At 72.4% G+C, this 13,633-nt stretch carries 11 protein-coding genes; 5 read left to right on the top strand and 6 right to left on the bottom strand.

Annotated elements, in window-relative coordinates:
- Window positions 1–86: 86 nt before the first annotated feature.
- The 3 genes from OG627_RS25575 to OG627_RS25565 all read right to left on the bottom strand — a co-directional run bounded on the left by OG627_RS25575 (window position 87) and on the right by OG627_RS25565 (window position 3,842).
- Window positions 87–1,124, bottom strand: a complete 1,038-nt coding sequence (locus OG627_RS25575; RefSeq protein WP_329068883.1) for an endonuclease/exonuclease/phosphatase family protein — start codon at window positions 1,122–1,124, stop codon at window positions 87–89.
- A gap of 227 nt (window positions 1,125–1,351) precedes the next feature.
- Window positions 1,352–2,080 (bottom strand): TetR/AcrR family transcriptional regulator, encoded by a 729-nt coding sequence (locus OG627_RS25570; RefSeq protein WP_329068880.1) that lies wholly within the window; start codon window positions 2,078–2,080, stop codon window positions 1,352–1,354.
- A 103-nt stretch (window positions 2,081–2,183) separates the two neighbouring features.
- Window positions 2,184–3,842, bottom strand: coding sequence for an MFS transporter (locus tag OG627_RS25565; protein ID WP_329068878.1), 1,659 nt, complete (start codon window positions 3,840–3,842; stop codon window positions 2,184–2,186).
- A gap of 159 nt (window positions 3,843–4,001) precedes the next feature.
- Between OG627_RS25565 and panB the strand changes: the two genes are divergently transcribed.
- The 3 genes from panB (at window position 4,002) to OG627_RS25550 (ending at window position 7,097) form a co-directional block, all read left to right on the top strand.
- Window positions 4,002–4,964 carry a 3-methyl-2-oxobutanoate hydroxymethyltransferase gene (gene panB / locus OG627_RS25560; RefSeq protein WP_329068876.1) on the top strand — a complete coding sequence of 321 codons (963 nt, stop codon included), beginning with the start codon at window positions 4,002–4,004 and terminating at the stop codon, window positions 4,962–4,964.
- Between the two features lie 220 nt (window positions 4,965–5,184).
- Entirely contained in the window at window positions 5,185–6,204 is a 1,020-nt protein-coding gene (locus OG627_RS25555; RefSeq protein ID WP_329068874.1) for an ATP-binding cassette domain-containing protein, read from the top strand.
- Entirely contained in the window at window positions 6,201–7,097 is an 897-nt protein-coding gene (locus OG627_RS25550; protein ID WP_329068872.1) for an ABC transporter permease, read from the top strand. The genes OG627_RS25555 and OG627_RS25550 overlap by 4 nt, the downstream gene beginning before the upstream one ends.
- Window positions 7,098–7,134: 37 nt before the next feature.
- Here the strand turns inward: OG627_RS25550 and OG627_RS25545 are convergent, their stop codons facing one another.
- Window positions 7,135–10,581 (bottom strand): AfsR/SARP family transcriptional regulator, encoded by a 3,447-nt coding sequence (locus tag OG627_RS25545; protein WP_329068870.1) that lies wholly within the window; start codon window positions 10,579–10,581, stop codon window positions 7,135–7,137.
- 314 nt (window positions 10,582–10,895) lie between these two features.
- Here OG627_RS25545 and OG627_RS25540 point away from each other — a divergent pair, with 314 nt between their 5' ends.
- Window positions 10,896–11,693: a site-2 protease family protein gene (locus OG627_RS25540; RefSeq protein WP_329068868.1), complete on the top strand. Its 798-nt coding sequence runs from the start codon at window positions 10,896–10,898 to the stop codon at window positions 11,691–11,693.
- A gap of 11 nt (window positions 11,694–11,704) precedes the next feature.
- Here the strand turns inward: OG627_RS25540 and OG627_RS25535 are convergent, their stop codons facing one another.
- Window positions 11,705–11,887, bottom strand: a complete 183-nt coding sequence (locus OG627_RS25535; protein WP_329068866.1) for a hypothetical protein — start codon at window positions 11,885–11,887, stop codon at window positions 11,705–11,707.
- Between the two features lie 167 nt (window positions 11,888–12,054).
- On the bottom strand, window positions 12,055–12,846 hold the full coding sequence (gene npdG, locus OG627_RS25530; RefSeq protein WP_329068864.1) for an NADPH-dependent F420 reductase: 792 nt from the start codon (window positions 12,844–12,846) through the stop codon (window positions 12,055–12,057).
- Between the two features lie 136 nt (window positions 12,847–12,982).
- Here npdG and OG627_RS25525 point away from each other — a divergent pair, with 136 nt between their 5' ends.
- On the top strand, window positions 12,983–13,594 hold the full coding sequence (locus OG627_RS25525) for a hypothetical protein (protein WP_329068862.1): 612 nt from the start codon (window positions 12,983–12,985) through the stop codon (window positions 13,592–13,594).
- The last annotated feature ends 39 nt before the right edge of the window (window positions 13,595–13,633 follow it).

Genomic DNA, 13,633 nt, shown 5'->3' with positions numbered 1-13,633 from the left:
GGCGGTTCCGATGTAAGTACCCCTACGGAACAAAGTCTCTCAGGCCGTTTGTTCCGGCAGATGAACACCGGATTGCGTGTGCCGCATCACTTATCGGCGTTCGCGAGATCCACCCTGGCCGCTATCGGCAGATGGTCGCTCCCCGTCCTGGGCAGGGTCCAGGAGGAGGTCGGCTCGACGCCCTTGACCATGATCTGGTCGATCCGGGCCAGCGGGAACGCCGCCGGCCAGCTGAAGCCGTACCCGTCGCCCGCCGCGCCCTGGGTGGAGCGCATCTGGGAGGTGACGGCGTTCAGGGAGCGGTCGTTCATGGTGCCGTTGAGGTCGCCGAGCAGGATCACCCGGCTCAGCGTCTCGTCGGCGATGGCCTCGCCCAGCGCGTCCGCGCTCTTGTCGCGCTGGTTGGCGGTGAACCCGGCGTGCAGCTTGACCCGTACGGAGGGCATGTGCGCGACGTAGACGGCGACCGGGCCCTCCGGGGTGGCGACCGTGGAGCGCATGGCGCGGACCCAGCCCAGCTGGATGTCGACGGGCTTGGTCGCGCTCAGCGGGTACTTGCTCCAGAGCCCGACGGTGCCCTGGACGGAGTGGTACTTGTACGTGCCGGCCAGCGCCGCCTCGTACACCGGTACGGCGCTGGCCTTCAGCTCCTCCAGGGCGATGACGTCCGCCCCCGACTCCGCCAGGTCGCTCGCGGTGGCCTTCGGGTCGGGGTTGTCGGCGTTGACGTTGTGGGTGGCGACCATGAAGTCGCCGCCGCCGCCCGACTTGTCGGTCAGGAGCCCGCCGAAGAGGTTGAGCCAGACGACGGCGGGCAGCAGGAGGGCGATGAGCGCGGTGGCGGAGCGCCGTACGAGGGCCAGGACGAGGATCACCGGGACGAGCAGACCGAGCCAGGGCAGGAAGGTCTCGGTGAGACTGCCGAGGTTCCCGATCTTGTTCGGGATATGGGCGTGAAGGATCATCAGCAGCGCGCTGCCCACGGCGATCAGGGCCAGGACGATGCCGCGCCGCCAGATCCCGGGATCCCGGCGCCAGCGATTGAGCCAGGCCCTGACGCGCGATTCCGGGCGGTGCTCCTCCTCGCCCGTCGCGACCGACCGCACCGTGTACTCCTGCGTCATGTCCGCTGCCCTCACTGCCTTGCTGTGCACACCCGCCCCCTGACCCTAGGCGATGTGCGGGTGCTTTCTCCGCCGTCCGGGAACGGCCGTACAGGCGGGGAGACGACAGGGCTGTCCCGGCGAGTTCCGATCAAGGACGGATGACCGGGAGTTGTGACAGAACGGTCACGGTCGGGGCGGGTGGCGCGGCGGGATCGGGGGTGCGGACGGCGGGGGTGTGATCAGCCTCACCGGCCGGGCGTTTCGGCGCGGCCCGCGCCGGGCGCGTCGGGCGCGTCGCATGTGTCGGGCACGTCGCGTGTGCCTGACCGGTCGCGTGCGCCGGACACGTCGCTCGTGCCGGGCGGGCGCGGGGCGAGTCCCTGGAGCGCCGTCCTGATGATCTGGTCGGCGAGGTCCTCGTCGAGCGACGCGCCGGGCCGGTGCAGGGTGCGCATCAGCATGGGGCCGATCATCATGTCGTTGATCAGCTCCGCCCCCAGGTCGTCCCGGAACTCTCCGTCGGCGATCCCCCGGCGGATCACGGCGAGCGTGGTCTCGCGCCGGGGGTCGATGACGGTCCTGTGGTACTCCTGCCAGAGCTTGGGCCGGCTCTTCATCTCCACGCTCACGTTGTGCAGGAGGGCCGAGTTGCGCTGGGCCAGCCCGCGCTTGCGCAGCGACTCCAGCATGATCCGGAGGTCCTCGGTCGCCGAGTCGCCCGGCAGTTCGGGATCGGGCGGTTCGATCTCGCGCAGGACGTCGACGAAGAGTTCCTCCGCGCCCCGCCAGCGCCGGTAGATGGTCGCCTTGCCGACCCCCGCCGTGCGGGCGATGCGCTCGATGGACAGGGCGCCCAGCGGTACGCCGTCCTCCAGCAGGGCCACGACGGCTTCCAGGATCGCCCGCTCGGCCGCCTCACTGCGTGGCCTGCCGCGCCGGTGTTCCTTCTCGTCCCCGTGATCCCGCTCCCGCACGTGTTCCGCCTCTCGCCGTCCCGGCGCGCCGCCCCGTGGCCGCTGTCACCGCTCGATGCCCGCACCACCGATTCTCGTACACGGGGCGGGGCGCCCTGGACGGTCAGCCCCGCGCCGCGCCCGCGGGCTCCGGCAGCTCGTCGGACACGTCCCCGGCGGGCTCGGGCGCCGGGGGCCGCCCCGGCAGGAAGGCGGCGACGACGACCGCGCCGATCAGCGCGACCGCCGCCGAGCAGTACGCCGTCAGGTGCATGGCGTCGAGGAACGCGTCGTACGCCGCCCCGGCCAGCGGCTCGCCCGCCGCGCCGAGCCCGCGCGCGACACCGAGGGTGGCCTCGATCGACTCCCCCGCCGCGTCCCTGGCCGCCGCGGGAACCGCGCCGAGGTGGCCGTCGATGCGGCCCCGGTACGTCGCGGACAGCACCGAGCCCAGTACGGCGACCCCCAGCGCGCCGCCCACCTGGCGGAAGGTGTTGTTGATCGCCGAGCCGGAACCGGCCTTCTCGCGGGGCAGCGCCTGCATGACGGCGACGGTCACCGGCGGCATGATGTGGGCCATTCCGGTGCCCTGGACGAAGAAGACCACGCACAGCACCCAGACGGGGGTGGTGGCGTCGAAGAATCCGAACGCCGCGAGCCCCGCGGCCACCAGCACCAGGCCGACCGTGCAGACGGCGCGGGCGCCGAAGCGGTCCACCACCAGCCTGGCGCGCGGCGCGAAGATCATCTGCCCGGCGGCGAGCGGCAGGATCAGCAGCCCGGACTGGAGCGCGCTGTAGCCGCGCACGCTCTGGAGGTAGAAGGCGGAAAAGAACGTGACGCCCATCAGCGCGAAGAAGACCAGCGCGATGGCGGCCACGGCGGCGGAAAAGGCCGGCTTCTTGAAATAGGAGACGTCCAGGGCGGGATGGCTGGTGCGCTTCTCGTGCCATACGAACGCGAGGAGCACCACGACGCCGCCGAGCAGCGGGGCCAGCGCGGTGGCGTCCGTGAAGTCGGCCAGCTCGCCGCCGCGGATGATGCCGTACACCAGCAGGACGAGTCCGACGACGGAGAGCGCGACCCCGAGCGGGTCGAGCCGTCCCGGCCGGGGGTCCCGGGAGTCCGGCACCAGCAGCGCCATCGCGATCAGCGCGACGACGGCGACCGGCACGTTGATGAGGAAGACGGAACCCCACCAGAAGTGTTCGAGCAGGACTCCGCCGGTGATCGGGCCTATGGCGATGCCCAGACCCACGCCGCCCGCCCAGATGCCTATGGCCTTGGGCTGCTCGTCGCGCTCGAAGACGTTCATCAGCACGGCGAGGGTGGCGGGCATCACGAAGGCGGCGCCGAAGCCCATCAGGGCGCGGTAGGCGATGAGTTCGCCGGGCGACCCGGAGAGCGCCGCGAGACCGGAGCCGATCCCGAAGACGGCGATGCCGAAGAGCAGCACCTTCTTGCGGCCCATCCGGTCGCCGAGCAGCCCGGAGGTGAACAGGAGTCCGGCGAAGACGAGCGTGTAGGAGTTGATCGCCCACTCCAGCTCGCTCTGGGTGGCGCCGATGCCGGTGGGCGCGGGGGCGGCGATCGTCTTGACCGCCACGTTCAGGATCGAGTTGTCCAGCACGACGATCAGCAGGCTGAACATGAGGACACCGAGAATGGCCCAGCGGCGGCGGTGGACCGCCTCGGGGACACGGGACTCGGCGGGACGGGACAGGGGATCACGGGGTGCGGGATCGCGGGGTGCGGCGGCGGGCGCGCCGGACGGCTTGGACATGGCCCACACCCTAAACCGGTTTCGATACGAGACCGTCTCGTATCGAAACCGGGAGAGGAACCCTGGGGAAATCTTTACGTGCGGGGCGCGGGATGCCACCATGGAAGCGGTCCGGGGACGCCGTCAGGGTGCCTCGAGATGACGAAAGGGCCTTTGGCCATGACTGTTCAGTCCGCGGCTGCCCAACAGCCGCCCGCAGGACGCCCCGCGAGCGAGGGCGCGCTCTCCGCCGCCCCCACGACGACAGTCCCCGCGGCCCCCGCGGCAGACACCGCCGCCACGGCCGCCACCGGCCATCCGAAGGCGCTGTACGGCGGTACGGGCACGCGCCGTATCACCGTCCACGACATCTCCGCCGCCAAGGAGCGCGGCGAGAAGTGGCCCATGCTCACCGCATACGACGCGATGACCGCCTCCGTCTTCGACGAGGCCGGCATCCCGGTGATGCTCGTCGGCGACTCCATGGGCAACTGCCACCTGGGGTACGAGACCACCGTGCCCGTCACGCTCGACGAGATGACCATGCTCTCCGCCGCCGTCGTCCGGGGCACCAAGCGCGCCCTGATCGTCGGCGACCTGCCCTTCGGCTCGTACCAGGAAGGCCCGGTCCAGGCGCTGCGCAGCGCGACGCGGCTGGTCAAGGACGCGGGCGTCGGCGCCGTCAAGCTGGAGGGCGGCGAGCGCTCGCACGCCCAGATCGAGCTGCTCGTGCGGGCCGGCATCCCGGTGATGGCGCACATCGGGCTCACCCCGCAGTCCGTCAACACCCTCGGCTACCGGGTGCAGGGCCGGGGCGAGGAGGCCGCGCAGCAGCTGCTCCGCGACGCCAAGGCGATACAGGACGCGGGCGCCTTCGCGGTCGTGCTCGAACTCGTACCGGCCGAGCTGGCCGCCGAGGTCACCCGCAGCCTGCACATTCCGACCATCGGGATCGGCGCGGGCGTCGACACCGACGCGCAGGTGCTCGTCTACACCGACATGGCCGGTCTGACACAGGGCAGGGTGCCGCGCTTCACCAAGCAGTACGCCAACCTGCGCCGGGCCCTCGGGGACGCGGCGCGGGAGTTCGCCGACGAGGTCGTCGGAGGAACGTTCCCGCAGGAGGAGCACACCTTCCACTAGAACCGGCGGCGGAGGTCCGCGCCCTGGCACAGGGCCCGCGCCACCGCCGAGAAGCCACTGCCCGCACGAGCGACAGCCCGCCGATCTTCCCCCGTCGGCGGGCTGTCGCACGCGGTGGCCCGGTCCGGCCGCCCGGCCGTTGCCGGGGTGTCCCCGGGTTGTCCACAGGCTGTCGGCGGCCTGTCGGTGGATTGTCGGTGGCGGGTGGTCCACTGAGGCCATGAAGCGAAACGACAAGAACCCCAGCGGCGGCCGGACCGGCAACGCCGTCGAGGTACGGGGGCTGGTCAAGCACTACGGCGCCACCAAGGCGCTGGACGGGGTGGATCTCGACGTCCGCGAGGGCACCGTCCTCGGCGTGCTCGGGCCCAACGGAGCCGGCAAGACGACGCTGGTCCGCATCCTCTCCACCCTGGTCCAGCCGGACGCGGGAAGCGCGATGGTCGCGGGGTACGACGTGCTGCGCCAGCCCCGCCAGCTGCGCCGCACCATCGGCCTCACCGGCCAGTACGCCTCGGTGGACGAGAAGCTCTCCGGCTGGGAGAACCTCTACATGATCGGCAGGCTTCTCGACCTGCCCCGCAAGGACGCGCGTCGGCGCGCCGACGAGCTGCTGGAGCGTTTCTCGCTCACCGAGGCGGCGAAGAAGCCCGCTCTCCAGTACTCGGGCGGCATGCGGCGGCGGCTCGACCTGGCCGCGTCGATGATCGGCAGCCCGGCCGTCCTCTATCTGGACGAGCCGACGACCGGACTCGACCCGCGTACCCGCAACGAGGTCTGGGACGAGGTGCAGCGGATGGTCGCGGAGGGGGCGACGGTGCTGCTCACCACCCAGTACATGGAGGAGGCCGAGCAGCTCGCGAACGAGCTGACGGTCATCGACCGCGGCCGGGTCATCGCCAGCGGCGGGGTGAACGAGCTGAAGGCGAAGGTCGGCGGCCGTACGCTCCAGATCCGGCCCGCCGACCCGGCCCAGCTCCCCGCGATGACGCGGGCGGTCACCGAGAGCGGCCTCGACGGCATCGGCGGCGCCCAGGCCGTCCCGGACGAGGGCATGCTCTACGTCCCGATCCTGAGCGACCAGCAACTGACAGCGATCGTGGGCCTGCTGGGCGAGCGCGGCTTCGCCATCGCCGACATCGGCACCCATCTGCCCAGCCTGGACGAGGTGTTCCTGGCCATCACCGGCCAGAAGACCGTCTCCGAGTCCGACACCGCCCTTGAGGAAGCCTCGGTATGAACACGACCCCGACCACCACCACCACCACCACGACGGCGGCTCCGACGACGCCGCCCGCGTCCGCTCCCGGGCAGCCGGCCGCCCGGCCCCCGGCGGCCGTGTCCGACGAGGGCCGGATCGGACTGCGCGGCAATCTGCGGCACATCGGCGCGCTGGTGCGCCGCAACGCCCTCCAGATCAAGGCGGATCCGGAGTCGATGTTCGACGTCCTGCTGATGCCGATCATCTTCACGCTGCTGTTCGTGTACGTCTTCGGCGGCTCGGTGGGCGCGAGCCTCGGCGGCTCGCGCGACGACTATGTGAACTATGTGGTGCCCGGTCTGATGGCGATGATGGGGATGAACATCGCCATGGCCGTCGGCACCGGTGTGAACGACGACTTCCGCAAGGGGGTCATGGACCGCTTCCGTACGATGCCGATCGCCCGGTCCTCCGTACTGATCGCCAAGATAGTCGTCGAGATCGGCCGGATGCTGGTCGCCATCGCGATCCTGCTCGGCATGGGCTTCCTGCTGGGCATGGAGATCAAGACCTCCGTGTTCGACCTGCTCGCGGCCGTCGGTCTGTCCGCCGTGTTCGGCGCGTCGCTGATGTGGATCTTCATTCTGCTGGGCCTCACGATGAAGACGGCGCAGGCCGTGCAGGGGGTGGCCATGCTCGTCCTGATGCCCTTGCAGTTCGGGTCCTCGATCTTCGCGCCCACGGCGACCATGCCGGGCTGGCTCCAGACGTTCACCGACGTCAATCCGCTGTCCAACCTGGCGGACGCGGCCCGGGCCCTGATCAACGGCGGTCCCGTGGCGCACTCGGTGTGGATCACGCTGGCGTGGGCGGCGGGCATCACGCTGGTGACGGCGCCGCTGGCGGTGGCCAAGTTCCGCAAGAAGTCCTGAGACCGGGGGCCGACCCGCGCGGCCGCGGCGGCCGGGATCAGACGAGGGCGACGGCCTGCGCCAGTGTGAGGCCGGTGCCCTCGGCCCGCGCCGCCTCGAAGGCGGCCTCACCGAGCACGGCCACCGCGGCCTCGCGGGCCGCCGCCATCATGCCCAGCTCCAGCGGGGTGCGGAAGTGGCCTTCGGGCAGCTGCGCCTCGTACGCACCGATCAGCCGGCCGGCGTCCCGTACCCGCCCGGGTCCGGTGTCCGGCCGGTCCGCCAGGCCGGCCAGGGCCCAGCCGGCGGTCATCAGATGGAGCGCGGCGATCTCGGGGGCCAAGATCCGCGACATCGGTGAGTCCGAGATCTCCAGGGCCTTACGGGCCTTCTCCAGCCCTGGCCCGTACCGGCCCTCCAGACAGTCGAGCCAGGCGAGGAGGCCCACCATGAAACCTTGGTGGAAGAACTTATCGGCGCCCGGGTCGTGCGCGTTGAGCATCGTCTCGATCTGCTCACGCGCCTCGCCGAGGCGTCCGCTGCGGCCCAGCAGCATGACCAGGAAGAGCCGGGCGGCGGTCAGCGCCTCGAACCCGGTGTCCCGCCCGTCGCGCAGCACCTCATGGAGGATGCGCTCCGCCTCCTCGGGCCGGTCCAGCTCCATCAGCGTCGCCGCCAGCCGGGCGCGCAACAGGATCACCTGGCTCTGCACACCCAGTCCCTGGGCGAGGCCGACGGCCACCCGGAAGTCCTCGCCCGCGCCCGCGAAGTCACCGCACTTCTCCCGGGCCTCGCCCCGGGCGGAGAGCGCCTCCACCCGGCCCCAGGCGTCCCCGAGCCGTTCGAAGATCTCCAGGCTGCGATCGGCGTCGCGGACCGCGGCGCCCGCCGAAATCCCGCGGTTGGCCAGGACGTTGGCGCGGGTGTGCAGCACCATGGCCAGCTCCCACTCGTAACCGGACTCCTCGCAGACGCGCACGGTCTCGTCCAGGCCGAACCGCAACTGACCGCCGTCCCCGGTGAACACCGTCGCGAAGAACCAGAGGCTGCCCGGGTACCAGCAGGTCTGCGGCAGGCCCGGCCGGTAGGCGGTGGCCACGGCGTCCAGCCAGGCGTTCCGCTCGGGATCGGCCCAGTTGCCGCGACTGCGGTCGTCGTACAGCATCCCCAGCATCCGCACCTCGCGCCGGGCTTCCTGGAGGACTTCGGCGGACATCGGCGGCGGCGCGTCCGTGACGCGATGCGCGATCGGCGGGGCCTGCTGGACGGGTCTGGTGAACGGATCGGGGCCGAGGGCCGCGACGCCGCCCGCCCACTGCCGGACGTCGCCGCGCAGGTCGCGCATCTGCCAGAACCAGGCGAGGGAGAGGCCGAGGCACAGCGCCTCGTGCTCGTCCTCGGCGGCGATGGCCCGGCGCAGCGCGGTGCGGAAATTCTCGTACTCCCGCTCGAACAGGGCGATCGCGGCGTTCTGCCCCGACCCGCGCAGCTGGGGATCGGTGGTGCGGGCCAGCTCGCGGAAGTACAGGAGGTGTCCGCGCTCGACGGCCGCGCGCTCACCGGCCTCGTCGAGCCGCTCCGCGCAGTACTCGGCGACCGTTTCGAGGAGGCGGTAGCGCATGTCGCCACCGTCCGGCGTCGGGGCGGCGACGACGAGGGACTTGTCGATGAGCGAGCCGAGCAGCGCGGCAACATCACGCGGCCCGACGGCGGCGGGCCCGGCAGCCGCGCGGGGCGCCTCTGCGGGGTAGACGGGTATACCGGGGTGGTCGGGTCTGTCGGCGCAGACCACCTCGGCGGCCGGCAGGTCGCAGCCGCCCGTGAAGACGGACAGCCGCCGCAGCACCGCGCGTTCGGCTCCGTCCAGCAGCTCCCAGGACCAGTCGACCACGGCGCGCAGCGTCTGCTGGCGCGGCAGAACGGTTCTGCTGCCGCCGGTCAGCAGGCGGAACCGGTCGTCGAGACGGTCGGCTATCAGCCGCGGGGTGAGCAACCGCAGCCGGGCGGCGGCCAGTTCGATGGCGAGCGGCAGCCCGTCCAGCCGCCGGCAGATCTCCGCGACCGCGTCGGTGTCCTCGTCCGGGTCGAAGTCCGGCCGTACGGCACGGGCCCGCTCCGCGAACAGCCGGTGCGCCGGATCGGGCGCCAACGGCCCCACGGGACGCACGATTTCACCGGGAACGCCGAGCGGTTCCCGGCTGGTCGCCAGGATGGTCAGCTCGGGACAGCGCGCCAGCAGTTCGTGGGCGAGGGCCGCGGCGGCGCCGATCACATGCTCGCAGTTGTCGAGGAGCAGCAGCATGCGACGCCGGGCGCAGTGCTCGGTCAGCCGGACGAGCGGCTCCCCGGCGTGCCGGTCGGCGGCCCGCAGCTCCTCGGCCCCGGCGCCGCGCAGCACGGTCTCGCGCGCTCCGAGCGCGCTCAGTACGGCTTCGGCGACGTTGTCCGGGGCGTTGACGGGCGCCAGTTCGGCCAGCCACACCCCGTCCGGCCACGCGTCGGCCGCGCGCTCGGCGGCCTCCTGCGAGAGCCGGGTCTTCCCGGCCCCGCCGGGCCCGAGGAGGGTGACGAGCCGGGCCAGCCCGAGGTCGCCCCTGATCGCCTCGATGTCGTCCTCGCGGCCGACGAAGCTGGTGAGCCGGGCGCGGAGGTTGCCGTGGCGGCGGGCGGGGGCGGGTAGGGGTACGGGAGCGGCCGGGACGGGCGGCGCGGGCTCGTACCGGTCGTCCGGCGCGCCACGTTTCCCGCCGCGTTCGCCGCTACGGTGCTCGCCGCCGCGCTCACCGCCGCCGCCCAGCAACTCCGCGTGCAGCGCGCGCAGCTCAGGACCGGGGTCCGTGCCGAGCCGGTCGGCGAGGTCGCGGCGGACCTGTTCGTACGCGACGAGCGCCTCGGCCCGGCGGGACGCGTCGCGCAGGGCGCGTACGCGCAGCGCCTGGAGACGCTCGTCCAGGGGGAACCGGCCGCACAGCTCGACCAGCTCGGGGAGGGCCTCCTCGGCCCGGCCGAGCGCGAGCGCGGCGGCCAGCCGGGTGCGGCGGGCGTCGATCCCGCGGGTCTCCCAGCGGACGGCTTCGGCCGTACGGTCGGGGAGGTCGTCCAGCGCGGGCCCGCGCCAGAGCGCCAGCGCGTCGTCCAGCAGGCTCGCCGCCTTGACCGCGTCGCCCTGCGCCAGACACCGGGCGCCCTCGTCGGCGAGGACGCCGAAGCGGTGCAGGTCGATGTCCTGCGCGTCCACGCACAGCCGGTACCCGCCGTCGTCCGAGGCCACGGCGGCCGGGCCGATCGCCCGCCGCAACCGCCCGACCAGCGCCTGAAGCGCCGCCACGGCGTCCGCGGGCGGATCCGCCGCCCAGACCTCCTCGACCAGCACCCCGACCGGGACCGTACGGCCGGGCCGCAGCGCGAGCACCGTCAGCAGCGCGCGCAGCCGCGCACCGCCGAGGGCTACGGGCGTGCCGTCGGCATGAAAGGCCCCGGTGGTTCCGAGGACGGAAATCCGCATCCGTCCATTGTCGGTGAAAGCCGTCAGCACGGTCGCCCCACATCCCCCATGGGCACAGCATTCCGGGCACCCGTACCCGGAGTCGAGGCATTTCCCCCGGCGTGTCCCGCACAGGCCGGTCGAGAGGACCGGGCGAGAGAGGGTAGGGAGACACGGAGACACTTGACGGGGCGGGTACGGCAGAGCACGGCCCGTACCGCACGCCTCATCCGTCCCGCACGCCTTACCCGTACGCACGCCTCACCCGTCCCGCACGCCTCACCGCACCACCGCCTCGCCCGCACCACCGCGCCGATCTCCCGGGAGCCCCGCCCATGACCACCGCCATCCGAAAAAGCGACCGGCGCATCTCCCCCGTCTTCCTCGGCATCGTCGCCGTCACGGCGGTCGCGGGGTGGGCGGTGTGGACGGACTTCGCGGCGAGCGTCGGCTTCGCCGTCTTCCTCTTCGTCACGGGCGGCTGGATCACCTCGCTCTGCCTGCACGAGTACGCCCACGCGCGCACCGCGCTGCACAGCGGCGACATCTCGATCGGCGCGAAGGGCTATCTGACGCTCAACCCGCTCAAGTACACGCACGCGCTGCTCAGCATCGTGCTCCCGGTGATCTTCGTGATCATGGGCGGTATCGGCCTCCCCGGCGGCGCGGTCTTCATCGAACGGAACCGCGTCCAGGGCCGCTGGAAGCACAGCCTCATCTCGGCCGCCGGCCCGCTCACCAACGTGCTCTTCGCCTTCGTCTGCACAGCGCCCTTCTGGCTGCACGCCCTGTCCGGCGTCCCGGCGCCCTTCCGCTACGCCCTGGGCTTCCTCGCCCTGCTCCAGGTCACCGCCGCCATCCTCAACTTCCTGCCGGTCCCGGGCCTGGACGGGTACGGGGTGATCGAGCCCTGGCTCTCCCCCAAGGTCCGCCACCAGGTGGCACCCTTCGCCCCGTTCGGCCTGATGGCGGTCTTCGTCCTGCTCTTCTTCATCCCCGAGGTCAACCGCGCCTTCTTCGACGCGGTCGACGCGATCCTGAGGGGGCTGGGCGTCTCGGAGCTGGACAGCTACTGCGGCCGGAACCTCTTCAGTTTCTGGACGACGCGGAACGAGTACGTCTGCGGTCCGTGAGCCGTGAGCCGTCAGCCCGTGGTGGCGGCCCGGTCGGACCTGGCCTTGCGGAGGTAGTACCAGGCCATGTTGGACGAGAGCCCGGCGACCAGCACCCAGACGACGCCGAGCCACATGCCCTGGACGAAGGAGACGACGGCCGCCACGACGGCGAGGAGACAGACGGCGAGGGCGTAGAGAGCGAGGCGGGGCATGGGAGGCGGCTCCTGGTCGGGGGCATTCGGGAGTGCGTCGTACGCGCTCCAGTGTCTCCCATGGTCCCCGGTGCCCAGGAGCGTCCCCCCGCGCGCCTCCGCCCTCGCTCCCCGCGCCCTCGTCCTCGCTCTCCCTCGCTCTCCCGGGCTCTCAGGGTCCCCGCCCGCTACACGTCCGTCACGCGCAGCCCCGCGTGCGCCTTGTAGCGGCGGTTCACCGAAATGAGGTTGGCGACGAGCGACTCCACCTGGTGGGCGTTGCGCAGCCGGCCGGCGAAGACGCCGCGCATGCCGGGGATACGGGAGGCCAGCGCCTGGACGAGGTCCGTGTCGGCCCGCGCCTCACCGAGCACCAGCACATCGGTGTCGATCCGCTCGACCGACGGGTCCTGGAGCAGCACCGCCGACAGGTGGTGGAACGCGGCCGTCACGCGGGAGTCCGGCAGCAGGGAGGCGGCCTGCTCGGCGGCGCTGCCCTCCTCGGGCTTCAGGGCGTACGCGCCCTTCTTGTCGAAACCGAGCGGGTTGACGCAGTCGATGACCAGCTTGCCCGTCAGCTCCTCGCGCAGGGACTCCAGCGTCTTGGCGTGGCCGTCCCACGGCACGGCGACGATGACCACGTCGCTGCGGCGCGCGCAGGTGGAGTTGTCGGCGCCCTCGACGCCGTTGCCCAGTTCCGCCGCCGCCGACTCGGCGCGCTCGGCGGCCCGGGAGCCGATGATCACTTTCTGTCCGGCGAGGGCGAGCCGGTAGGCGAGGCCGCGCCCCTGGTCGCCCGTCCCGCCGAGCACGCCGACGACCAGACCCGAGACATCGGGAAGGTCCCACGGGTCCTTGGCCGGTGCCTTGGCCGGTGCTCCGGAAGAGGTCGCGGCGGAAGAAGCCGCGGCCGAAGAAGTCGCGGCGGAGGGAGCGGAGGAAGAGGAAGAGGGAGCGCTGCCACTGTCCGTTGAAGTCATGAGCCCGAGCCTACTTCTCGGTAGCCCGCGGAAAACCTCGGCAGCCGACGGGAAACCTCGCTTCCGAAGGCCCCGTTCGGGTGAGCCGCGGCCGACCCGCCGCGCCACGCGCCGTACTGCGGCAGGATGCGGCCGCATGGATGCCGTACGTGTCGCGCTGCTGCGCGAAGTCCTCGCCGGGACGGAATGGCCGTCCGCGACCCGCCGGTTCGCGGGAGCGCTGCGCTCCTCCGTCGTACCGCAGGGCGGCGGGCTGCTGCTGGTCGGGACGGAGGAGTACGAGCCGTGGCACCTGGCCGCGCACCTCGTGGACGAGGCGGCGTGGTCGGGGCAGCCGGAGCTGAACCCGACGCTGGTACGGCACCGGGTACGCCCCGACGACCCCGCGCATCTCGCCGTCGGCCTCGGCCGGCTCGAAGCGGCGGGCCGGGGCGAGACGCTGCTCGTCGTGGCGCCGGAACGCCCGGACGGCGGCCTGCTGGAGCGGGTGCACGACGCCCGGCGCGCCGGGGCGACGGTGCTGGCGCTGGACGGCGGGGACGCCGAGGTGCACGGGCTCGCGCACGACGCGCTGACCGTGGCCGCCTCGGACGCGGCGCACGGCGTGAGTCTGGACACCGTGCAGCACCTCGTATCGGCGGCCACCGGCGAGAACAGCCTCCCGGCGCCGCGCGGGCGCCGCCGCTTCCAGGACCGGCTGTCCCGGCTGGCGGACCAGCTGACGGCGCCGCCGCCGTCCCGCTGGTAACCGCCACCGGGTCCGTACCCAGCCCCCGGTCCCCCGCGC

The sequence above is a fragment of the Streptomyces sp. NBC_01429 genome (assembly GCF_036231945.1).
In the GTDB taxonomy this organism is placed as follows: Bacteria; Actinomycetota; Actinomycetes; order Streptomycetales; family Streptomycetaceae; genus Streptomyces.
Note: the sequence above shows the minus strand (reverse complement) of the source record. Positions and strands in the feature narration are given on the sequence as shown.